The organism is Enterococcus devriesei (assembly GCF_001885905.1).
Lineage (GTDB): Bacteria > Bacillota > Bacilli > Lactobacillales > Enterococcaceae > Enterococcus_A > Enterococcus_A devriesei.
This window is the reverse complement of the sequence record NZ_JXKM01000007.1, coordinates 121,974-145,345: the sequence shown is the minus strand read 5'-3', so window position 1 is coordinate 145,345 and position 23,372 is coordinate 121,974. Positions and strand designations below refer to the sequence as shown.

Sequence of the window (23,372 nt, the reverse complement as noted above, 5' to 3'; positions counted from 1 at the left end):
GTCCTTTCCGTAAAAATAGAAAAAGAGCAATCAAAATAGGTGATTGCTCTATAAAATAATAATTATTTTGTGACTTTTAATTGTTGAAAAATAGTTATTCTGAGTAAATCATCTAAAAGACAGCAGGTATGAAGTAATACCCAATTTAATCTACTGTATTCTGTATAGTCAAAATGAAAGTGTTTCATAAATTTTTGAGCGAATTTTTCTGCTTTTTCGTTAAAACCTTTGAAATCACCATGTCCGATTTTATTTCTCATTTGTCTTAATAATTTTGCTACTTCACTCGAAACCTCTCCATATTTCTTATCAAGATAAGGTATTAGTAATTTGTCAATTTCATTTGTATTCTGATTTGGTTTTAATAATACAAGTTCTAACAAAGTAAAAGTCTTTAAATAATGATTTTGATTATAACTATTATCACTATATATCCCGTTCATAATATAATCTAATTTGTAATAATCGTTTTCCGATTTTAGTATAGAATCAATTCGGTTGCCCATTTTTTTAAGTTCCGTAATGTAGTCGTCTGTAGTCCTGCACCCTTTAAAGTTTGAATCAATTCTAAAACTTAGATTTGATAATATCCTAGTATGCTCTTTAGGATTCATATTACTTGTATAAATGCAGTTCATATGAATACCATTTTGTATATCATGATTTACAAAGTTACTAAAATACATCACTTTTTCAGCGTAATCCTCTTCACAAAAACGACCATCAAAGCAATTGCTTGTCCAATCAAAAAAAGGCATATCCTGATATTCATAGTCAAAGAATAGACATATCATATTATCAACAAGGCATTGAAGACATGACTCAATAGAATCTAAATTATATTTTGTATAGTCTTCAACATTGGCGTGAACGATTTCTTTCAAATAAGATATAGAATATTCTGTTTGAAATGTTTTACCATACCTTTTCAAATTATCTGCCATGTCAACTTTTTGTTGTCGAATTTCTTGTAACATGTCTTCTATAATGCTTTCCTTCCAGTCATCAGAAACATTAGATATATATAGTTTCAATTTATCTGACAATTTTATTTTTGTTATTTTCCCATAAACATCTATTATTACCAATTGAACAATCCTCCTTAATTCAGAACGTATAAAATTATTATAGCAGTATTGCTAGTTTAGAGTAATCCATGTTAATTAGAATACTCAAATACTCCATGAGAGGTGATAAGATAATTTCCCTCTATTTCCATATCACGTCCCAAAGCTTGATAATCAATATAATTTTGTAAATTAGAAGGTACTTCACCAAGTTGTCCTGTTTCTTCCACATAATAACGGGCGACATCTTCCATAGAATCACATTCACTATAACAATGAATATTCTCTTTGTTTTCCAGTAATTCTTCCAAGCTACTAAACCACATGCCTTGAATTTCTTTGAGTTCATTATAAATAGGTGTACCTTCGATTTCTTGAATGGCTTCACATAGACGGTTGATTTCACTAATTGGCGTGTATTCGTCCACATCAAAAGGAAGCTCAAAATCATGTATGGCGTATTCTTCGTAGTTCTCATTTAAACCGATTCTTTCTGCCATTTCTTCCTCATCAATTGGTGGAGTAAACCATGATCCAACTAATTCACCTTCATTATACCGTCCCAAATTTGCCACATAGACTTTCAATTCCAATTCTTATCACATCCTTTTTATAAAATATAGTCAAAAAAAAAGTAGCAATCAGTTAATGACGCTACTTATCAAGGTATCCGCTAATATAATCTGTAACTGTACTTGAAATACCTATTATTAGTTTTGCTTCTCTCTTTCCAATAATATTTGTATTAGGATGTGCAAGTGAATGCCTATTTCTTGCTTCATTAAGAGAGCTAATCATTCCATTTGATGACCTTATCGTTGTCTTCACTATATCAGCAAGTTCAGTAGGTTGAATTTCTTTTTCAATTAATTGTTGTATCCTACTATATAATTTAGATAGATTTTCGTCTCTAGGAACTGTAATTTCATATTTTTTTAGTATTTCAATTAAATATCCATGAAAAGCAGTGTGAACTCTGTCAAAGGCACGTTGATATTCACCATTACTCATGAAAGACTCAGCGTCTTCAATAGCTTGTGAAATCACATCACTAATTTTCAACTGACTAAAGTTAATTACTTCGTAATTCTCTGGAAGTGGTACTAAAATAGTATCCACTAATACATTATCACCTTGTTTATCATATATGGAGCTTGCTGTCTGGGTAAGCAAATCTTTATGACTTTCAAAAAAGTCTAAATCATCAAAAGGAGCTCTTATTTTAAGATAGGTGCAAAGCGTATTCCAATCCCTTTTGTATCCTTTATAATAAGTAAACTCGTTAGTCTCATCTAAAGTTACCTCTGATATTTTCATTTTAGAAACAATCTCGTTACCTCCTTCATAATAATTTGAAGAGCTCTTTCTTTCTAATGTTTTAATTAAAAGAGATTTAAATTGATCATTTGTAAACATATTCATGGATCCTTTCATAACAAAATATATACTTCCTATTTTATCATGAAAAATATCTGTTAAGCACCAATGATTCGGTTAAATAAGTTTAATAACACATCTTTCACGCCAGCTGCATTGAACACAAGTCCGACGGCGATTAAAGCAATAATCAAAAAGCCAATAAGTTTTGAAAATTCTCGTTTAAAACCTAAAAACAGTCCAATGACGACAATCGCTAACAATACCAATGACTGTGCATTATCCAAGAACCAGTTGTACAAATTCTGCCCAAAATTCATGTGATTGTCCTCCTTTCCTTAAGATATTTTTCTCGATAGTAGATATAGCTTTTTACACGCTTTAATAATTGAAAAGGAGTTAAATGCTCTCCATAAACAGTTATTCGACTGGTATAATTCTTATAAAAGCTCACTTTGTAAAAATCATAGGTATAGATGGTATCACCAGCTTGCCGTTTTCCCTCAATAATGAGAGACGTATATTTCCCTGTATTTTGTATATACGCTTGAAACCCTAACTTCTTTAATTCTTCTGTTAAGAGGCTCATGTAATCAAATCCTCCATGCCTAGATGTTGTTGTTCAATTAATTTCTCATGTTTTTCTGTCAGTTTGGCTTCATGAATCATGGTGGAAATAATGGTTGTACCGTTGAGAATATCTAAAATGCTTGCGACTTTTAATGTAGGGGCGACTTGATGATGTAACCAGTTCAATGTTCGTTCAAAAGAATAAGGTTCTGGCTGTATGGTTAGGCGTAATGCTCCACGATTTTTGCCGATAAACCATTCCCAGCGTTCATTGGTTTGCCAATCACTCCGTCGCTTGGTTTCGTCCTTATCGGCAAAGCGAATATAACGATTGATAATCTCAAACGCTGTTTTTTCTGCATTTTGATGTTCCAACAAATCTTTCATGGCTTGAGTGGCTCTGTCGTTTTTCAAACGAATTTCAAAGCGATTCTTTATTTCTGCGTCTTCTAAGGCAATATCATTTTTCACGTATTGCTCATAATCTTTCTCATATATACAGAAATAGACTTCGCTTTTTAATGAGCCAATATAAAGGGTGTTTCCCATGTCTGGTTTTTCATCACGGTGAACCAATTCACCACTGCGATAATTTTTAAAGCTCCGAAAGACGGAAATACATTCTTCCTGTTTACATTTCTTTGCCAATTCTGGAATATTCAAAATCCCTGTTTTATCGTTGATGGCTAAATCCAAGCGTTTGAAAATACCTTTATGTTCCATGCAATCTTGAAAGAAACCATACCAGCTCCGATGTTGAGCCAATAGAAAGTTTTCAAATTGCCGACAGCCTTTTCCTTTCAGTTCTAATAAAACCCCTTTACTTACATCATGAGAGACTAGGACAACAATATCACCGAAACGATAGTGTTCGGGATAAGAATAATAGCCAAAGTCTTCGTGTAGCATATAATCCATATTCAAGCGTAAAACCTCACCGATAATTTGAGACACATCATTGGTAGGGAATCGAATCCGTACATAGTCGAATAACATCTCCAATGGGTTATCGGGATTGAAGCGTTCCAAAGCGTTCAGTAAATCTTCTTTCACCTGTTGAGTAGGGACTGCCTTGCCTGTTTCAATATCCGATAGGTAAGGTCTGGTAATATGAGAAGCAACCGCCAGTTTATTTTGAGAAACGCCATAAGCCAGTCGCTTTTCTTTCAATTCCTTAATCCAAATTTTTTCGTTTTCCATTCGCAAACCTCCAATCTAAAAAAGATGTAAACTATGACCCTTGAGTTTACATCTTTCCTATTTTCCGCAATTCCTTGTACCATCAACATTGGTTGATGAGAATTGCCTGTTTTCAGTTGTATTTGTGCCCCCCTGTTAGGTAGAGGGGGCTAAAGGATTGGCGTGGCTAACGCCACACCAATCAAAGCAAGTCTGAACCTGTACCTTTCACTTCGTGCGGTACAGGCTCAGATTGCTTTTTTTGAATGACTTTTCCTATTTCTCCTAAGAAATCATACCTTTTTGGTACAAGGGGTGTATAAAACTCACTAATCACACTTTTTCCTGTATCCACATAACCTCTTCCCTTGATGGGTTTTAAGAAAAATTGTTTTTGTGTATCGCTTCCAAACATCATACCGAAGCCCATTTCAGACATACGACCCAAAGCCACACGGAAGTTAAAGTTATCTCGAATACCATCACTAAAATATTTTGCGTCTGGACGCTGACAGGCAAGAATTAAAAAGAAGCCTGCTTGTCGTCCGAGCATAACAATTTGTTTGAGTTTATTCATAACTTGTGCACTATCACGACCTAACATATCCATCATCGCCACATATTCATCAAAAATCAGGAAGTTCGCAGGTAGACCAAGATACGCATAATTTTCTCCTGTTTTGTAGTTCGGGTGTTGCTTCATGGTTTCACTACGGGCAATCATATCGTCGTAAAATTGACTAATACATGCCAGCATATCGTCTTTACGGTAATAGACATTATCTATGACCGCTCCTAAGTCTGCCAAATCAGCATTTTTAGGGTCGAGAATATAAAGCTTCGCATTTGTATGCAGGAGAGATTCAATCAATGTGAGAATAAAATAGGATTTTCCACTACCCGTGCCCCCAGCAATTAACATGTGAGGGAGAGAATCAAACTCCCAATAGACCGATTCCATCAATTTGACACGTCCATCTTGAGCTACCACATCTTCAATGCCAATTCGATTGCCAATGGTGTCATAAAGTAGAACATACTCTACATAAGAATCTTTCAACGTTTTTTCCACTAATTCACAATACAAGCCTGTTTCTAGTTTGTTTTCTAAGTGCAAGAGCTGATCTTGATATTTCCCTAAAGTGATTTCTACATGAATATGGATCAGTCCATCTTTCATTCGGTAATACATTTTAGGAAAATGGCGGATTCGTTGTTTGGTTTTCTTGCTGGATAAGTCTTTAAAGAATCCCTCTGATTGAGTTTCTTCGGCTTCATACCAATGGTTTTCTAAAATCATACGAGCTAACTTTTGACGGTGCTCTAACTGTTTTATAGAATCTATGCGATAGTGATAATAGAGCCAGCTGATGAGTCCGCATACAAAAAAAGCAGTGAGAATACTGCTCCAAAAGTATGGCGTATGCAGTTGATAGAAAAATGTATCTAACTGAACTGTTTGCCAATTCACCGATTGTAACGTTCTCCAATGAAAAGGGAGTAGAACGACTAGAAAAACTATCAGCAATGAAATCAGCACAAAATGATAGACCAAGTCCTTATCGTTGGCTTTGATTCGCTTTCCTCTGTCATGAAGCAATGGCATAAAAATCCTCCTTTCCATCTATCAAAATAATTGTGTATTGTAGATACGAGCCTGTTTATCAAAAGTTGGTTGAGAAATGGCTTCATATTTCCGATAAGCGATTCGCTTTTCAAAGCGTAAATCTTTTTCTTTCGGATAATAATGACGTCGATAGAGCGTGTGTCCTAACAGTTTTTTCGCTTCTTTTGTCAACGGATAGAGATAGCGAAACATGCGTCCATTGATTTTCTCAATCCCTTTGTATTCGCAAAATGCCTGGGAAAGCCAATGCTTTTTCTCTACCTGTTCAAAACGAGCATTTTCCTCTAATAAAAGGCGAGCACTTCGAGGGTGTATCTTTTCCCATGACTGTTTATCACGATAGACACTTGTCTTGAAATACCCGCAGTAAAAGAAGTTGGACGCTTGATAGACATAGCCACATTTTCCCTCAATTCCATCTGCCAATGTATATAAAAAATGACAGTCCGTATGTTCTTTCAACCACTTAATTAGAGCTGAAAGAGCTTGACTGCCAAAATAATTGGTTTGATTCATTTCTGGAAGAAAACACATCTTTCCAATTTCTAAATAATCTGTGGTTTGAAGGGAACTGTCGGGAAAGAGTTTGCGTATGGTTTGTAGGGGTTGCGTACCCCAGCCTAATTCCACAACGCCTAATAATTTTTCTTCTGAAAAAATCCCTAGAAAGTATTTACACAATCTAGGGAGTATCTTTGAATAATGGTATTGCCGAATAAAAGAAATGGCTTCATCTTTCGGAATTTCTTTCAAAATCAATGGTGTGTTTGTCATAAGCAACACCTATTTTTCACTTTCGGACGCTTCTTTTTTATATTTCTGATGAGGTTTTGTCTGTCCTTTTAATACAAGATCGTCTGCTTTCACGTACCAATCAACGTCTGCCCCTCGAAAAGTAGCCGTCGCTACGGTATCTGCCACAGGATTGATTAATTCCACTTCTGCGTTGTAGTCAAATTCTTTCAAAGGAACAGAAGCGGGGATACTGACTTGTATCATGCGTCCTTGTCCTTTTGATTTTAAGTCATAGGTACGTTCTTTAATTTCTTCGGAAACCGAACCATCTTCATTTTGAATACGAACCTCACGACGTAAAGCGGAAAATTTCAATGTGCCAAATGTCTGGTCTTTTTCAATCACAATACCTTCTGCTAATCTCATATTTTTTCACCTTTCCTTTCTTAAGCTTTCACCATATCGTCTGCGTGCATAATGTAATTGGTAAATCCTCTATTGCCAATTTTATAACCTTCTGCGGTAATACGTGGGTTGATGAGTCTGACTTTTTCGTCGGATTCAAAATGTTTCTCGCCAGCTTCGGAGGGAAGAATGACAACAATATCATCTGCTCGTTGAATCGTTGAGTATAAATTGTAGCTACGAGAGAGAATAGTTGGTCTGCCATTGACTCGACGTTGTTCAATATTCCCTTCACCAGCATATTCTAATTGACCAAATGTTTTTTCCATATTGGGAATGACATATTTTAATTCCATAAGTGTATCGTTCCTTTCTCACATAAAATATTTTTGGCTTACTTTATTCATTTAAAAATTTGTTAGTATCACAACCTTTCAAAGCATAAAAAATAGACGCTCATTATGAACGTCTATCATTTAAATGAATATTGAGTTTAGAATTCCATTTCGAATTTAATCAGGTCTGCTTAGGTGCAAATACTGCACTTTTATTGCACTTTTTATTTTTTTAAATATAATTTATTCGATTTTATACGTTTCCAAAATCCTTGATATTACAGCATTTTCGCTTATATGCCATACCCTTAAAACAGAGTGGGAATAGCATATTAAATTAAGTTGAAGTGTTGCCGCTAATTTAATAACTTTTTTCTGTTGAAAAAATTACTTTCACTAAGATAAAATAACCCCACCATTTTTTGGTGGGGTTATTTTATGAATTCACTTCATTGCATGTAAGGATGAGCAAGCCCATTTATCTTTTGCTTGATCTCCTCGCGACATTTCCGTCTATCTTTCACTTTAATTCATTGATACAGATCACTTTGAACGGGAGGAGAGGCTGGAGATGTATTAAAAAAAATTACTCGACATCAACACACGCATCAATGAGGTAGCAATATACGTTGACTTTGACCGTTTAGCATCAAGTCCTCAATGTGGCTTTGCTTCTATACGGAAAGGCAATCTCTTAACGTCAAAACTGCAATGAGTAAAGATTACGTTGATCAAATCTATTGCTGAAGAAGTTTAGAGTGCATAAGACAACTAACTTTTCACTAGATTAATCTGCTAAATTTGATCCATTTTAGGAGGCTCGATATAAAATCCATAGTGGCTTTTATGCCGCAACTTTGTTAAACAAAGTTGCGGCTACTAAGCGAGTATATATTATCAATTTAAAGTAACTCTACTCCTCGAACAGTTAACAGCCGATCAATCTAACCGTGTTTTCCCGCCCGCTTTAGCAATAATTTGTCGACTACCATCAACTAATAACGAGATATCAGTCATTGAAGGATTGATAACGAAACTACTGTCTGCTGAAAAAATCAAGCGTTGAAACGCTGCTAGATAATCAACGATCTCAATATTTGTTGCAAACCAAATTTCTTGTTTACCAGATACTTTTTGACAAAAGCTGGTAAAAAGTTCCCAATTATTATTTTCAACGAATTCATAACTATGACCCCAAACATAAAATAGATCTAACACACTGGGACGATTTCGCGCAAGGAAAGCATCGGTCTTTTCTAACAAACCATCTTGATGATGACAAGTAGCAGACCATTCTAATAGGTCTCGAGGCAAGTCGTACCGCTGAGTATGCATCGTTGTTCTTGCATACTCAATACCGCATACAGTCAGTATTTTTTTTACCTCCTCATTAAACACGCCCATCGGATAGGCGAATCCGCGGATAGGATAATCTACTAATTTTTCTAGTCCTTCGCGATTCTTTAAGATTTCAGCGATCATTTCATGCTTCGGCAAACGCGTCAAAGTTTCATGGTCATAAGTATGGCAAGCAACTTCATGGCCTTGATAAAGTTCTCCCACTTCTTCAGCAGGAAGGTAATCTAAATGCTTTCCTTTTTTTCCAAGTGTTCCATAGGAAATATTAAATGTCCCTTTAAGCCCATATTTATTCATAATCGTAATCATTTCCCGGTCAGATACTTTGCCGTCATCATAGCTTAAAGTGACTGCTTTCGTCCGTCCTTCTGGAAACGTTAAATTAATTGGTTTCATTTTTTCACCTAACACTTTCTTTGTTCAAATGCGACTAAAGCGTATTCGTTTGGAATATAACGGATTTTCGTATGCTCAAATAATTTGCCCTTATCTGTGTACACGACATTTTCTAGTTCACCAACACAATTATTATTTCCTAAATCTAAAAGTTCGAAATCATTAGTAGTCGCTGTCTCAGTTTTCAGCACCGTTTTTGATGCAGCGATTTTAAAATCAAGTTGTTGTTCTATGTAATCATAGATTGACTGTTCAGCGATTTCTGCAGTCAGGTCGATCACGATACTCTTCTTAAAATAGCTGGAGTCATACATCATAGCTTTTCCGTTGATAACTCGGACTCGCTCAACATGATAAACTCTTTCCCCCACTGGAAAAGAAATTATCGCAGACAAAGTTTCACTAACAGTCAATTCTTCAAAACGATTGACTCTTGTTTGTGTTTCAACATTTTTAACTGAAGAAAGTGCCTTCAATCCTTGAAAATTTCCAACTCTGAAAAACATTTGATCGATCTTAGTGCTTTCTAAAATCACCACGCCTCTTCCCTTCACGCTATAAACAAGGCCTTCATCATTCAATACTTGAATCGCTCTGCGAATTGTATTTCTACTAGTTCCAAAACGTTCTGTCAGCGACATCTCTGTCGGCAGAATCATCGTATCATTATAAATTCCTTCTATGATTTCTGCCTTCAACACTGTATAGATCGTTTCAAATTTATTCATAGACACTTACTCAACCTCCACTTCTTTTTTAGTATAACACCAATATGACGAATAAGTTTAAACATATCTTTATTATTTGTTTAAACATATAATTGACAATATGTTTAAACAAATATATAATTTGGACAACCGGTTAATACAAAAAAGGAGAAGAGAAAAATGGCTTATGAAACTTTTGCAACTGATCTTATTGAAAAAGTTGGCGGAAAAGGCAATATCAACAATGTCATTCATTGTATTACTCGTTTGAGATTTTACTTAAACGACGAATCGAAAGCGGATACAAAAGAGATCGAAAAAATGACAGGCGTGATTAGTGTCGTTAAAGCACAAGGTCAATATCAAGTTGTTGTTGGAAATAAAGTTGGCGATATGTACCAAGCAGTCACCGCCGAACTGGGTTTGAATAATACAAGTTCCAAAAAAATAGTTGTAGAACCTACGAAAGAATCATCTGAAGGCTTTGGACACAAACTTCAACATGGTATTAATGAATTTATCGGAATCATTACTGGATCAATGATTCCAGTTATTGGTATTTTAGCAGGCGCTGGTATTGTGAAAGGATTACTAGCAGCTTTCGTCACTTTTGGTTGGATGACAGATGCTTCTCAAATGTATATGTTAGTTAATACTATTGCAGATGGTATCTTCCATTTCTTGCCAGTTATTTTAGGATTCACCGCTGCACAAAAATTGAACTCGAATCCGATCGTTATCGCTGTTGTCGGAGGCATTCTGATTCATCCAGCTATTGTTGAGATCGCTTCCGGAAAAACTCCTTATGTCTCACTTCTAGGAATCCATTTTCCTGTTATGAACTACGTTGCTTCTGTTTTCCCAATTCTAGTAGCTGCATGGATGGGAAGATATATCGAAAAAGCATTGAAAAAAATGATTCCTTCTGTAGTAAGCTCGATTGTATCTCCAATCGTTGAAATCCTTATTCTAAGTTTCTTGGTATTATTGATTGTTGGTCCAGTAATTACATTTATCAGTGATGGCCTTGCTGCTGGAATCACAGGAATCTTTGATTTCAACGCCATCATTGGCGGCGCTGTTTATTGTGCACTCTTCCCAATTTTGGTAGTTTTTGGTATGCATTGGCCACTGATCCCAATCATTGTCAATGACTTAACGGTTAATGGTTATAGCATGATGAATGCTTTTTCATCAGTTTTGATGATGGGGATCGCAGGTGCAGCTTTTGCAGTCGCTATAAAAACTAAGAAAAAAAATCTTAAACAGCTTGGATTCGCTGCAACAATTTCTCAAATCTGTGGTGTTGGTGAACCAGCTATTTATGGGATTTTATTAAAATACAAACGAGTATTTTATATTGTTACTTTTGCGAATATCATCGGTGGTGCACTTGCTGGAGCTCTGCACTTAGTCAACTTTGGTTTCGCTGGTGCGGTCGTTGGTTTTGCTTCATTCATCAATCCTAAAACTGGGATTGACTCGAACTTCTATAGCTACTTAGTCACACATATCGGAACGTTCGTTTTATCTTTCGGCTTAACTTGGTTGTTTGGTTATAATGATCAAATGAAGTCTACTGATGAAGAAGTATAAAACAATCATCAAATAGCTGCAGCTAAATAAAGACAAAAAAAAACAGTTTTAAAACAAATAAGACTCTGAGACTTCCACTGCTTTTTGCAGCTGTCCCAGAGTCTTTTTAAATTCAGGGAATCCTTACGTTTTTGGCTAAAATAGTAAAGCATAAGGTACTTCGGACTTGATTTGATTACTTCTAATAAAGTCTGCTTACAGATTCAAATCGCTTTTTGGTATAGATTTCAATTAAATTTTTTCTTGAAGTACAAAAGATGCTGATCACTCACTGAACTAAATTAATTTGCTTGTTAACACCTTAACCTTCTAGTAAGCAGGTAAAGGTATAGGCTCTATAAAATCAAATAAGAGCCAAGACATACATCGCCCTAGCTCCTATTCTAATCTCTTCGCTTATTCCCCAGCAAAAACATTGCCCCATTCGGCACGTTTGCTTAAAAATTCCTCCGCTAAAGCTTGTGCACCACTCAATGTGTGGTTGGCTGCCCAGCCGCATTGAACAGGATTGCTGGCGGGTACTTCAGTAGCGACTAACACGTCTTTCATCGTCGCTTCTAAAACATCCATGATTTCTTCTCGGTCTTCATGGTTTAATACGGTTAAATAAAAACCTGTTTGGCAGCCCATCGGTGACCAGTCCACGATGTAATCCGCATGATTACGAATCAATTCGGCGGTCAAATGCTCCAATGAGTGCAAAGCAGCCATTTCCATATGATCTTGGTTTGGCTGTTTTAAGCGTACATCGTATTTCACGATCACATCGCCATTTGGTCCGATTTTTTTATCGGCTACTCGAATATACGGCGCCTCAACTTTCGTGTGGTCTAAATTAAAACTTTCAACGTTCATTTTCATCTTATTCTGCCTCCATTATTTTTTCTGCACTGACGATCCAAACAAAGCGATTCATTTGCTGATAAGTTGTTTGGAAGCCATTGTCGCTAAAATACGCTTCTACTTCCGGGATCAACGGGTAATACTCCCGTTCTAAATCAGCCGCCAAATTTTCAAGCCCCGCTGATTTCACCGCTGCTAGAATTTTATCATAACTTGCTTGAGATAAAAACATCGTGTCCCCAAAGATGATTTTCCCGCCAATCGGCAGCAGCTGATTGTATTGCTTGATCACTTGTTCTTTTTCAGCGGCGGTCAGATGATGAAAAACCAAGTTTGAGACGATCGTATCAATCGACGCTAAAGGCTTTTCAAAATGCTCCATGTCTCCTGGCAAGAAAGTAACATCTTTCAGCAATGTTTTTTCCCTTGCGATTGCCCGCATTTCCGGTGAAGGCTCTACCGGGTAGACTTGCTTTCCAGCAGCAACGAGCTTTTCGGTCAGATTCCCTGTGCCACTGCCAAATTCTAAGATACTTGATCCTGCAGCAGCGGTAATTACAGAGAGGCTTTCCCAATAATTCAGAAAAACTGCTTGATATTCTGGATTTCCGCCATTGATCTCGTCGTCATAGTCAGCCGCCCAGTTTTCAAAAATCGGCATAAATTCTAATCCCATCTTATGTTTCCTTCTTTCTTAATTTATATTTTTTCAGCTTAATAGTCTTCTCGTGAGTAAATAGCTTTGGATAAATAGCGATCTCCAGCATCAGGAAAAAGGGTGACTACCTGACTGCCAGCAGGTAATTTTGCCGCTTCTGCCAATGCCGCTACCAAAGCAGCACCAGAAGAGCTTCCCACTAGTAACCCATGCTGTTTCGCTAATTGCCGAGTCATTGCAAAAGCGGCGGTGTCACTGATAGTTGCAAAAGCAGTGATCGGCAGCTCCGCGAAAAAAGGCGGGACGAACTCGACGCCAATGCCTTCAACTTCATGACTATGACTTGGCCCGCCATTTAAGATCGATCCTTCAGGTTCCACTCCAATCAAACGAATCGCGGGATTTTGTTCCAATAAATAGCGGGCCACACCGCTAAAGGTACCGCCGCTGCCGATTCCCGCGACAAAACTGGTAATCTCCGCACCTAAATCCGCAACCAATTCTGGCGCCAATGAGTGATAATAGGCGGCTGGATTGGCTGGATTTTCAAATTGCAGCGGCAAATAACTATCATCAAGCTCCTGATGAAGTCTTTTCGCTTCGAGAATCGCTCCTTGAATCCCCTCTTCCGTTGGTGTGTGGATGATTTTAGCACCTAAGGCTTGCATCAACGCTTGCTTTTCTAAACTAAATTTTTCCGGTACAACAAAAATAGTCGAAAGCCCGGCTGCTAGGGCCGCCAGCGCTAGTCCGATCCCCGTATTCCCAGCGGTCGGTTCAATAATGGTAGTATTTTGCGTGATTTTCTTTTGAGCGAAACCTTCTGCTAACAAATAGCTGCCTAAACGGTCTTTGATACTCCCTCCCGGGTTCAAATATTCCAGCTTGGCGTAGACAGCGGAAGCTTCAGGGATTTCCTTGAATTCTTGGTGAGTAAATTTTAGTAGCGGCGTATTTCCGATCGCTGCTTGAATAGAACGAATAATCATTAGCTGAACTCCTTTAGTCAATTTTTAGAAAACAAAAAAGGCGCTGACTATTAATCAGCACCTTTTCACTCGTTTAAAACCAAATATTCCCATTAAGGGTACCTCTGGCAATCAACAATAAGTAAAATTTGGGCGGTTAACAGGCATGACAAAGTGGTATGCTGCTTTTTAGCACCATACAACAACAGCAAGATTCAAATACAACGGATTTGCTGAATGTCATGTCTAACCCTCCAAAAAAATATCGAACAATTTCAATGTTTTAAAAAAACTATCATAGATCCTCGGTCAAAGTCAAAGAAAACACTCATCAAATTGTTAATTTATCTGACTAAATGACTCGAAAACTGGCTTTCAAAAGGTTTTTTCTTTGCAGATTTGTTTAACTTTAAGTATAACTAAGGAAAGAGAAACTCGTAAAAATTGCGAGAAAGGAAGAACAAAAATGTACTCACTAGTCCCTGAAAATATGTTTGAGGTCGATCAAAAATTAAATTATTTCCTTGAAAAAGGCGAAACGATCACGGAAGAAGAAGTGATTCGTCAAGCGGTACTTGATAATGCCCAGCAAATTCTCGACGGCGATCTTGAAGGGCCTTATTGGAAGGTGAAATGGCAGCCGGAAGATCAAACGTTGGCATTTTTTGATATCATGAACAAAGAAGTCGGCACGGTCGACAGCTTGTCCGGTTCGTTTAGCGCCGATTTTCGTAAAAGTGCGCCGAATGTGATTCGCCATCTAGCAGAAACAATCCAAAAGATTGTTAATAATAATTAGCATTTTAATAGAATTTAGACTCATGAATGGCTAGGCAGTTCATGAGTCTATTTGTTCAATGCCGTGATATTTATGATCAGACGAGGTGAAAGAATGGGAATGCAAATCAGTTTCTTTGTAAAGGATCAGTCAGCGGACTGCTACTTTGAAAAGATCCAAGCGAGCTTTTTCGAAGAAGAAAAAGTAATTGAACAAGCTTATCCGAAAGAAGGCTTTGATGCTGTCCTTGACGAAGCGTTGTTGGCGGTTTTACGTAATGTCTTCGATACGTTGGAAAAAGTCGGTGACACAGAGGACTATTTACAATTTTTAGATTTCAAAATTAAGAATGTTTATAATTCGGCCTTTGTCAGTAAACATTTTCTGCTCTACCAAAATACTGAAGTGGAAGAGCTGATGGCCCATGTCTTAACCGAAATCGCCGATCCGTTGGCTGAGGGCTATTTTGAATCCCTGATCGATTATTTAGAAACAACTATTGATGATGAAGTATTTGTTGACTTCCGACTAAATGGCGAAGAATTATTACTGGAGGTTCAAAGCCAAGGCCGAAAAGTCAGCTTAGTTGAACCTTTGAAACAGTTGATGATCGATTATGATGAATCCTTTGAACGAGTAGCGACCGAAATTTTGGAAAGCTTTGTTTAAGACTGAAGTAGCTTCTCCGAGAACAATTATTCGCTTTTAAAAATAGAACGTAGTAGAATCTATTTAACTTATTAATAGTAAGTATATTAAGAGATTTAAGGAGGTTCTTTAGCATGAAAAAAATTGGCTTTTTAAGTTTTGGTCATTGGATGGATCAAGGTTCACTCGTTAAAACTGCCCAAGACGCTTATTTGCAATCTATCGACTTGGCAGTCGAAGCAGAAAAAATTGGTATCGACGGTGCGTATTACCGCGTGCATCATTTCGCCGATCAAATTGGTTCTCCTTTCCCATTGCTATCAGCAATCGGTGCCAAAACCAGCAAGATTGAAATTGGTACTGGCTTAATCGATATGCGTTATGAAAATCCTTATATGATGGCTGAAAATGCTGGATTAACGGATATTATTACCCAAGGACGAGTGGAATTAGGCGTGGGCCGTGGTTCACCTGAACAAGTCCTAGATGGCTGGAAATATTTTGGCTATGACTATAGCGAAGACGAGATCAAAGATATTACCCGTGAGCGGACGCTTGAATTTTTGAAATTACTTGAAGGCGAACGTTTTGCTGAGCAAAATCCACAACCAATGTTCCCCCAAGCGCCTGGAAAATTACGACTTGAACCTTATTCAGAAGGTTTGCGTCAACGGATTTGGTGGGGTGCTGGCTCGACTCAAACAGCGATCTGGGCTGCTCAACACGGAATGAATTTACAATCATCAACGTTGGTGAACTATGAAACCAATGAACCTTTCCATGTACAACAAGCCAAACAATTACGGGCTTACAAAGAAGCATGGAAAGAAGCGGGACTTGATTTTGAACCGCGGACATTAGTCACTCGTTCGATCCAACCCATTACGACAGATATTGATCGTCAATTATTCGGTCACCAAGACGAAGACGCAAATTACGATCAAGTCGGCTTCCTTGCTTATCATCAAAACCCAACGATCTTCGGGAAAACCTTTGCCGGCGAACCTGATAAAATCGTCAAAGATTTAGCTGAGGATGAAGCGATTAAAGAAGCAGATACCGTGCTTGTGACGATTCCGAATACCTTAGGCGTCGAATACAATATGCATTTACTAGAAACGATCGTGAAAGATATTGCTCCTGACTTAGGTTGGAGATAATAGAGTCATTAAGCTAGCCTGTTTTTCAGGCTAGCTTTTTTTCCCAAACAAATTTTTTTCGATTCGACCCACATAGGGTTATACTTTTAGTGTAACTACTATTAGGAGGTTTTTATTTATGGAACAGTTGAAGTTGAACAACGGACAAACGATTCCTCAATTAGGATTAGGCGTGTTTAAAGTTGAAGATGCTAACGACTTAAAACAAGCTGTCGACGCCGCTTTAAAAAATGGCTACCGTCACTTTGATACCGCAACGATCTACCATAATGAGGCATGGCTTGGTGAGGCATTGGCTGAAAGCGACGTAAAACGTGAAGATCTGTTCATCACCTCAAAAGTGTGGAATAGCAATACGACCTATGATGAAACAATCGCCGCTTTCCATGAGTCCTTGAAAAAATTACAAACTGATTACTTGGATCTCTATTTGATTCATTGGCCAAGTGAAGGCTACAACGAAAAATGGCGGGCAATGGAAAGCCTTTATAACGATGGCTTGATCAAATCCATCGGGGTCTCAAACTTTGAAAAACCCCATATGGAAAAATTATTGACGACTGCGAAAGTAAAACCAGCCGTTGACCAACTTGAGACGCATCCTTACTTCCAACAAAAAGAAATGAATGACTACTTGAAGAGCTTGGACATCGCCCATGAAGCTTGGGGCCCGCTTGGACAGGGCAAAAGCAATGTTTTAGAAGATCCTGTTTTGAAGAAGATCGCTGAAGCCCACAATAAAAGTGTGGCACAAGTCATCTTACATTGGCATTTGCAACGAGATATCATCGTAATTCCAAAATCTGTTCATGCGAACCGGATCGCGCAAAACATCGATGTCTTTGATTTCACTTTAACCGATGAAGAAATGTCACTAATCGCTTCGATCGATAAAAATCAACGTGGCTCCGGTGACCCTAACGACGAAGAAATGTTGAAAAACTCATTGAGTAGAAAATAACTAGAAATACACAAGAAACGCGGCCTCGGCCGCGTTTTTTTTATACAGTTCGTTTCCAGCAGTTATCATACTTAATAGGATTTCTTGTTAAACAATGGATAAAACTGTGATTTGTCGCCGGCAGCTGAACGATACACGCCATTCAAACCTGCACGATTAGCGATCGTGCCTAATTCAATAATCAACGACTCTTCCTCTCGATCAAACCGAATCCTATTATCAAATCCGACACGATATATATAATTTACTAAGCGATTGATTAGTGGCTCCGGATTTTTTTCCGTTTCCAGTGTTTGGTAAACCTGCAATAATACTTCATTGATTTCAACTAGTTTCGGTTGCGGATTCGCTCGCTGAATCAGACGATTGTACAAATCGTGAATCAGCTCTTGGGCTCGTCTTTGTGGATCGCTTTTGATTGTTTCTTCCCTTTTCATAGCCAAACCTCCCCCTTTTACAGCCCTATTCTACGCCAAAGAAGCAAGAAATAAAATAGAAATCGTCAGTTGTTCAAATTCATTCGATTAAGGCTGAAGGACTGCACTTAATTTCATTTTTAAACCAAACGATTGCAATTTATTTCACAAATTTCCGTTATTTCTGAATTATTTTGTACTTAATGTCATGACAGCGTTTCGATATACTACAAAACGTAGAAAGAAAGGCGGAAAGTAAATGAAAAAAATTGTAGCCATCACCTCTTGTCCAGTTGGAATCGCTCACACGTACATGGCGGCGGAAAACTTAGAAAAAGCTGGAAAAGAACTTGGTGTAGAAGTCAAAGTAGAAACCCACGGATCAATCGGTGTGGAAAATGAATTGACTGCTAAAGATATTCAAGAAGCGGAAGGAGTCATTATCGCAGCCGATACCAAAGTCGATAAATCTCGTTTCGGTGGAAAGCCGTTAGTGACTGTTGGTGTCCAAGAAGGCATCCATCAATCGACTAAGTTAGTCGAAGACATTTTAACCGGCAAAGCGCCGATCGCAGAAGGCGCGAGTATCGCAGGGGCTTCAGACGGCGGAAGCGAATCAGAAAGCTTCGGGAAAAAAATCTACAAGAGCTTGATGAATGGTGTTTCTTACATGGTTCCTTTCGTTGTGACGGGCGGACTATTGATCGCGATTTCATTAACACTTGGCGGAACCGCCACACCTTCTGGGATTCAGATTCCCGAAGGAACGATTTGGGCAACCATGAACAGCATCGGCGGGATCGCGATGGGCTTAATGGTCCCAGTCCTTTCAGCCTTTATTGCACAAAGTATCGCTGATCGTCCAGGACTGGTTCCGGGTTTTGTTGGCGGAATGTTGGCAGCGAACGGCGCGTTGTACGGCAGTGATGCCAATGCCGGTTTCTTAGGTGGGATTATTACTGGTTTCTTAGCCGGTTTGATTGCGGTTGGAATCAAAAAGCTGCCTGTACCAAAAGCCTTGCAATCGATCATGCCGATCATTGTGATTCCGATCTTGGCTTCATTAGCTGTCGGCTTTATCTTTATTTATGTTGTCGGTGAACCAGTTGCGTTATTATTTAGCTCATTGACTCACTTCTTAGCCGGGATGCAAGGCAGCAGTGAAATTGTTTTAGCAATGATTTTAGGCGCAATGATCGCCTTCGATATGGGTGGACCTTTCAACAAAGTGGCTTTCCTATTCGGCTCTGGCTTGATCGCGGAAGGTAATTATTCAATCATGGGACCAATCGCAGTCGCTATCTGTGTACCGCCATTGGCACTTGGTTTGGCTTCATTGATTTTAAAAACGAAATTCACTAAAGCAGAACGTGAAGCAGGAAAAGCATCATTAGCAATGGGCTTGTTCGGTATCACAGAAGGTGCAATTCCTTTTGCCTCAACTGATCCATTGCGGGTCATTCCAAGTATCGTCGCTGGCGCGATGACTGGTAGTGTGGTTGCGATGCTTTCTGGCGTAACGGACCACGTTGCTCATGGCGGACCGATCGTGGCTGTCTTAGGTGCAGTTGATCACGTGGCGATGTTCTTTGTCGCTGTAGCTGCTGGGATTGCGGTGACGGTCTTCATGCTGAAAGTTTTGAAACCAACTTTAGAAGCCACTGCTGTTGTGGCAACCCCGCACGGCGCAATGACGATTACAGATGAAAAAGAAGAACAACCGGTTGAAGCGCAAGCGACAACAGAAACTTTCGACTCAATTACTGATATTATCTCTGATGAAACGATTGCTTTAGACACAGCCAAAACAACCCAAGCGGGTGTGATCGACGACTTGATCCAACGTTTAGTAAAGGACAAAGCAATCACGAACGTGGAAGAATTTAAACAAGCCATCTATGCTCGTGAAAGTGAAAGCACCACCGGCATCGGCATGGGTATCGCGATTCCTCATGGAAAATCGGCCTCAGTCGTGAAACCAACCTTAGCTTTTGCTAGAAGCCAAGCGGGAATTGACTGGCATTCATTAGATGGTGAAGCAGCCAAATTGATCTTCATGATCGCTGTTCCAGAAAACAGCCGCGGCGATATGCACTTGAAGATTCTGCAACGCCTTTCTCGCAAATTGATGGATGACGACTTCCGTCAAGCACTACTGGAAGCGCCAGATAAACAGGCCATTAATCAATTACTAAGCGAAATGTAACATAAGATGAAAAAACGACTGTGATGAGACATAATAGATATGTTTTCACAGTCGTTTTTTTATTCAACATAAATGTATTTAGAAAGGAGCCGCCTTGTATGAATCAGCGTCAAAAGTCGCTTATTTATCAATTAATCGAAAGCAATAGTTATATCACCACAAAAGCGCTAGCAGATTCCTTCAACGTTTCCGAACGAACGATCCATAGTGATCTAAATAAAATCGAAGCCTTTTTAACGGAGACGCAGCTGCCCTTAGCGATTCAGCGAAAAAAAGGAACCGGTATTTTATTGTCTGGACTGCCTCATGAAAAGGAACTGCTGAAACAATCGCTGAATGATCCATCAGCATTAGACACCGACAACGATCAGCTTCAGCGGATGCTGGTTTTTCATTTATTAGTCGCGAAGGATGGAATCAGCCTCGACGAATTAGCGGAAAAGTTATTCGTCAGCCGCCGAACGATTCAAAAAGAACTAACGACCCTTGAAGCCTTCTTTAGACAACACCACCTGCAATTGGTTTCTAAAACACGACTAGGGACCTTCGTCACTGGCGATGAAACGAAAAAAAGACAAGTACTGGTTAAAATCTTACGGGATATGCAAAAAGCCGATCCTAAAAGTACGTCATTGACAGAATTTTTCGCTCAAGACACCGTAAAAGTGATTCAGTCTACTTTGCGAGACGTGATCTTAGAAAATCAACTGGAACCACCAGCGGAGCTATCCAGTATCGAAGTCCATATTTATTTCATGCTAGAACGGATGAAACAAGGACAAAAAGTTACACTCAGCGAGGATGAAAATCGCGCCGTCAATCATACCCAAGCCCAAACGATCAGCAGCCAAGTTCTTGCAAAATTAGCTACCGTTTACCCAATTGAATTCTCACCGGATGAGATCAATTATTTAGCCCTGCGGATCGCGAATCTTTTTTCAGTGTCACAAGCTGCTGACCGCTTCGAAAACGAATCCCAAGAACTTGCCGCTCACTTGATTGATCAGGTCCAACAATTTTTGGATTATTCGTTAGCAGACGATCAGCTACTGGCCCAAAATCTTATTTCCCACTTGTCTTCGACTTATTTTCGCTTGAACTATGGTTTAGCAATTTCAAATCCGCTGACGGAAAATGTCTTCAGTACTTATACGCAATTATTTTTAGTTTTACAGCTTATTTTAGAAGACTATTTTGAAGCGGAAGCTTTTTATGTCCCACAGGATGAAATCGCTTATTTAACGATCCACTTCCAAGCGGCGATCGAACGGCATCAGCACAAAAAAACGCGGAACTACCAAACGATTTTAGTCAGTGAATACTCCCGCGGCATGGCGACCTTTTTAGAGGCTCGACTGAATCGCGAACTGCCGGAGCTGACGATCCTCGATCTGATCGAGTACAGTCCCGAAATGCGCTTTGAGGATTTGCCAGCGGTGGATTTTATTTTAACGACTCTGCCTGTTCAACATGATGAACTTCCTGTGATTGAGATCTCACCCATGATCACAGAAACAGATTTGGCGCAGGTAAACAAATATATGTTGGAGCATATTCCAAATAAGCGCATCAAGTCCTTTGATTTGTCAGTCTTTACAAATCCATTTTTGATTTTTCCTAAATTAGCGCTGACGGACCCAACAGAGATTTTAAGCTTTATGAGTACTATCTTAGTAGAAAACGATTATGTTTGTCCGGAGTTTGTGGCCTCGGTGCTTGAACGAGATCAACATTCCAGCACGCGGGTAGCGGCTTTTGTCACGCTGCCCCACGGCAATCCAATGTATGTAAAGGCCTCCACTATTTCGATTGCGACGATGCAGCAGCCTGTCACTTGGCACGGCGAACAAATTCGTTGTGTCTTCTTATTAGCCATTAAAAAAGAAGACTTAAAAAACGCCGAATTCAAAAAACTCTTTTCCGTTATTCGCTACTTAGAAAAGCAGCCGGAGCGCCTGCATCAACTTCTTGAAACCGATCAACCATTAGAAATCTTGACCCTCTTATCTAGTTATGAATAGAAAAGAGGTTGGGACAGAAGCTACTTCTTGACCACCGTTTATCCGTAAATAGGAGCTGGGATTGTATTAATATCCCAGCTCCTATTAGCTTTCTTTTTTTAATACACCAGTTTCACTTGATCATTCATGATCTCATTCGTACGTCGGATAAAATACTCCCGTGACAAATCTTGGCCTTGATTAACGTGGATCGCATGCTGCTGAGCCAAATCATCCGTATAATCTTTCAAAGCGTAAGTCTGATAGGTTTGATAGTCACTTCCGATATAAGTGATCATCGGCCAAAACTCCGCGTCAGCAATGTTAACCTGCTGCGTTTCTTTATCGTACTCCAACGACCAGCGGGCCATGCCACCAAGCATTCGATCAGCTTCAGCTTGAGAAGAAATAAAATTCCCTAACGAGTACATGACTAAAGTTTGATTTCCCGCTGCACCAGTTAGATAATCCATTGGCTGGATCACGTGAGGATGTCCCCCCACAACGACATCCACCCCCGCATCGCTTAATAATTGCGCCAACTGCCGCTGTTCGTCGTTCGGACTGAATTGATACTCCTCGCCCCAATGCATACTAACCACTTGGACATCGCTTTGCTGATTCAGTTGTTCCATATCTTTTTTAATCTGCTCTGGATCAATCAAATTGACTAAATATTCTTTGCCAGCCGGCAACTCTAACCCATTTAAACCAAAGGTATAGGACATCAAACCAACCTTCACTCCCTTGACCTCCTTCACCTGCATCCGAGGTGCATCAGGCGATTTTTGCGAACCGGTCACTGTCATGTCCGGATATTTTTCCAAATGTTCCAGTTGTTTGACGATTCCTGCTTCCCCTCGATCAAAGGTGTGATTACTAGCAGCTGATATCCAATTGAAATCCGCGCGATGCAATGAATCTAACACTTGCGTAGGACCATTGAATAACGGATAACCTGATAAGCCTAATTCCTCACCGGCACAAATCGTCTCCAGATTGATATAAGCAATATCTCGATCTTGATTCAAATATTTCGTAGGCTGATACAGCTCATCAAAACGATACGTACCATCCGAATTTCTCAAATGATCATAAATAAAATCATGAATTAGATTATCTCCCACGGCTGAAAAGTTTATTTTTACTGTCGGATCTGCTTTGGTTTCTGAGACTGATGTTGAAGATTCCTGAGACTCCTTAGCTGGCTCATTGCTGCTGCAGCCGCTTAGAAATAATAAAACAAGCAAACTGACTCTCCAAATTTTTTTCACAATATCCCCCTTGATTTAGACCTAATGTTCCTTTTCTCTCAAAATTCATTTTACGTGTTTTCACGTGATAGCGATACCATTATTTTCATTCCATTTAACCTGAATCC

At 38.9% G+C, this 23,372-nt stretch carries 24 protein-coding genes; 7 read left to right on the top strand and 17 right to left on the bottom strand.

Features of this window, described 5'->3' with window-relative positions; all coding sequences use genetic code 11:
- Positions 1-62: 62 nt before the first annotated feature.
- The 12 genes from RV00_RS11150 to RV00_RS11095 all read right to left on the bottom strand — a co-directional run bounded on the left by RV00_RS11150 (position 63) and on the right by RV00_RS11095 (position 9,778).
- Positions 63-1,088, bottom strand: coding sequence for a hypothetical protein (locus RV00_RS11150; protein ID WP_000234705.1), 1,026 nt, complete (start codon positions 1,086-1,088; stop codon positions 63-65).
- 71 nt (positions 1,089-1,159) lie between these two features.
- Positions 1,160-1,660: an antirestriction protein ArdA gene (locus RV00_RS11145; protein WP_000421245.1), complete on the bottom strand. Its 501-nt coding sequence runs from the start codon at positions 1,658-1,660 to the stop codon at positions 1,160-1,162.
- 61 nt (positions 1,661-1,721) lie between these two features.
- Positions 1,722-2,483 (bottom strand): abortive infection family protein, encoded by a 762-nt coding sequence (locus RV00_RS11140; RefSeq protein WP_000494842.1) that lies wholly within the window; start codon positions 2,481-2,483, stop codon positions 1,722-1,724.
- A 59-nt stretch (positions 2,484-2,542) separates the two neighbouring features.
- Positions 2,543-2,764, bottom strand: a complete 222-nt coding sequence (locus RV00_RS11135; RefSeq protein WP_001009054.1) for a hypothetical protein — start codon at positions 2,762-2,764, stop codon at positions 2,543-2,545.
- Positions 2,761-3,033 (bottom strand): hypothetical protein, encoded by a 273-nt coding sequence (locus RV00_RS11130; protein WP_000055367.1) that lies wholly within the window; start codon positions 3,031-3,033, stop codon positions 2,761-2,763. The genes RV00_RS11135 and RV00_RS11130 overlap by 4 nt, the downstream gene beginning before the upstream one ends.
- Positions 3,030-4,214, bottom strand: a complete 1,185-nt coding sequence (gene mobT / locus RV00_RS11125; RefSeq protein ID WP_000426691.1) for a MobT family relaxase — start codon at positions 4,212-4,214, stop codon at positions 3,030-3,032. Before mobT ends, RV00_RS11130 begins: the two co-directional genes overlap by 4 nt.
- Before the next feature lie 181 nt (positions 4,215-4,395).
- The gene (locus RV00_RS11120; protein ID WP_001130247.1) at positions 4,396-5,799 is read right to left on the bottom strand and encodes an FtsK/SpoIIIE domain-containing protein; all 1,404 of its coding nucleotides are present in this window, start codon (positions 5,797-5,799) and stop codon (positions 4,396-4,398) included.
- Between the two features lie 21 nt (positions 5,800-5,820).
- A complete protein-coding gene (locus tag RV00_RS11115) occupies positions 5,821-6,594 on the bottom strand; it encodes a Mom family adenine methylcarbamoylation protein (protein WP_000185760.1) in 774 nt (257 codons plus the stop codon).
- A 9-nt stretch (positions 6,595-6,603) separates the two neighbouring features.
- Positions 6,604-6,981, bottom strand: coding sequence for a YdcP family protein (locus RV00_RS11110; protein WP_001234189.1), 378 nt, complete (start codon positions 6,979-6,981; stop codon positions 6,604-6,606).
- Between the two features lie 20 nt (positions 6,982-7,001).
- On the bottom strand, positions 7,002-7,316 hold the full coding sequence (locus tag RV00_RS11105) for a YdcP family protein (RefSeq protein ID WP_000421280.1): 315 nt from the start codon (positions 7,314-7,316) through the stop codon (positions 7,002-7,004).
- A 918-nt stretch (positions 7,317-8,234) separates the two neighbouring features.
- On the bottom strand, positions 8,235-9,050 hold the full coding sequence (locus tag RV00_RS11100; protein WP_071862678.1) for a polysaccharide deacetylase family protein: 816 nt from the start codon (positions 9,048-9,050) through the stop codon (positions 8,235-8,237).
- A gap of 8 nt (positions 9,051-9,058) precedes the next feature.
- Complete coding sequence (locus RV00_RS11095; protein ID WP_071862714.1) at positions 9,059-9,778, bottom strand: GntR family transcriptional regulator; 720 nt, start codon at positions 9,776-9,778, stop codon at positions 9,059-9,061.
- 159 nt (positions 9,779-9,937) lie between these two features.
- Between RV00_RS11095 and RV00_RS11090 the strand changes: the two genes are divergently transcribed.
- Positions 9,938-11,353: a PTS transporter subunit EIIC gene (locus RV00_RS11090; protein ID WP_071862677.1), complete on the top strand. Its 1,416-nt coding sequence runs from the start codon at positions 9,938-9,940 to the stop codon at positions 11,351-11,353.
- A gap of 396 nt (positions 11,354-11,749) precedes the next feature.
- On the opposite strand, the gene RV00_RS11085 is transcribed toward RV00_RS11090, so the two are convergent.
- Genes RV00_RS11085 through RV00_RS11075 form a run of 3 tightly spaced genes read right to left on the bottom strand, consistent with a single transcriptional unit; the run spans position 11,750 to position 13,843 of the window.
- Positions 11,750-12,214, bottom strand: coding sequence for an S-ribosylhomocysteine lyase (locus RV00_RS11085; RefSeq protein ID WP_071862676.1), 465 nt, complete (start codon positions 12,212-12,214; stop codon positions 11,750-11,752).
- 1 nt (position 12,215) lies between these two features.
- Positions 12,216-12,872: a class I SAM-dependent methyltransferase gene (locus RV00_RS11080; protein WP_071862675.1), complete on the bottom strand. Its 657-nt coding sequence runs from the start codon at positions 12,870-12,872 to the stop codon at positions 12,216-12,218.
- A 38-nt stretch (positions 12,873-12,910) separates the two neighbouring features.
- A complete protein-coding gene (locus RV00_RS11075) occupies positions 12,911-13,843 on the bottom strand; it encodes a PLP-dependent cysteine synthase family protein (RefSeq protein WP_071862674.1) in 933 nt (310 codons plus the stop codon).
- Between the two features lie 445 nt (positions 13,844-14,288).
- Here RV00_RS11075 and RV00_RS11070 point away from each other — a divergent pair, with 445 nt between their 5' ends.
- The 4 genes from RV00_RS11070 (at position 14,289) to RV00_RS11055 (ending at position 17,369) form a co-directional block, all read left to right on the top strand.
- A complete protein-coding gene (locus RV00_RS11070; RefSeq protein ID WP_071862673.1) occupies positions 14,289-14,621 on the top strand; it encodes a hypothetical protein in 333 nt (110 codons plus the stop codon).
- 93 nt (positions 14,622-14,714) lie between these two features.
- Positions 14,715-15,269: a hypothetical protein gene (locus RV00_RS11065; protein ID WP_071862672.1), complete on the top strand. Its 555-nt coding sequence runs from the start codon at positions 14,715-14,717 to the stop codon at positions 15,267-15,269.
- 113 nt (positions 15,270-15,382) lie between these two features.
- A complete protein-coding gene (locus RV00_RS11060) occupies positions 15,383-16,408 on the top strand; it encodes an LLM class flavin-dependent oxidoreductase (RefSeq protein WP_071862671.1) in 1,026 nt (341 codons plus the stop codon).
- Between the two features lie 118 nt (positions 16,409-16,526).
- Positions 16,527-17,369 (top strand): aldo/keto reductase, encoded by an 843-nt coding sequence (locus RV00_RS11055; RefSeq protein ID WP_071862670.1) that lies wholly within the window; start codon positions 16,527-16,529, stop codon positions 17,367-17,369.
- A gap of 71 nt (positions 17,370-17,440) precedes the next feature.
- Here RV00_RS11055 and RV00_RS11050 read toward each other — a convergent pair whose 3' ends face one another.
- Positions 17,441-17,806, bottom strand: a complete 366-nt coding sequence (locus tag RV00_RS11050; RefSeq protein WP_071862669.1) for a bacteriocin immunity protein — start codon at positions 17,804-17,806, stop codon at positions 17,441-17,443.
- A 238-nt stretch (positions 17,807-18,044) separates the two neighbouring features.
- Between RV00_RS11050 and RV00_RS11045 the strand changes: the two genes are divergently transcribed.
- Together RV00_RS11045 and RV00_RS11040 are read left to right on the top strand one after the other, a co-directional pair.
- Positions 18,045-19,991, top strand: coding sequence for a PTS fructose transporter subunit IIABC (locus tag RV00_RS11045; RefSeq protein WP_071862668.1), 1,947 nt, complete (start codon positions 18,045-18,047; stop codon positions 19,989-19,991).
- Positions 19,992-20,089: 98 nt separating this feature from the next.
- The gene (locus RV00_RS11040; protein WP_071862667.1) at positions 20,090-22,012 is read left to right on the top strand and encodes a BglG family transcription antiterminator; all 1,923 of its coding nucleotides are present in this window, start codon (positions 20,090-20,092) and stop codon (positions 22,010-22,012) included.
- A gap of 98 nt (positions 22,013-22,110) precedes the next feature.
- Here the strand turns inward: RV00_RS11040 and RV00_RS11035 are convergent, their stop codons facing one another.
- Positions 22,111-23,265 carry a CapA family protein gene (locus RV00_RS11035; RefSeq protein WP_071862666.1) on the bottom strand — a complete coding sequence of 385 codons (1,155 nt, stop codon included), beginning with the start codon at positions 23,263-23,265 and terminating at the stop codon, positions 22,111-22,113.
- Between the last annotated feature and the right edge of the window lie 107 nt (positions 23,266-23,372).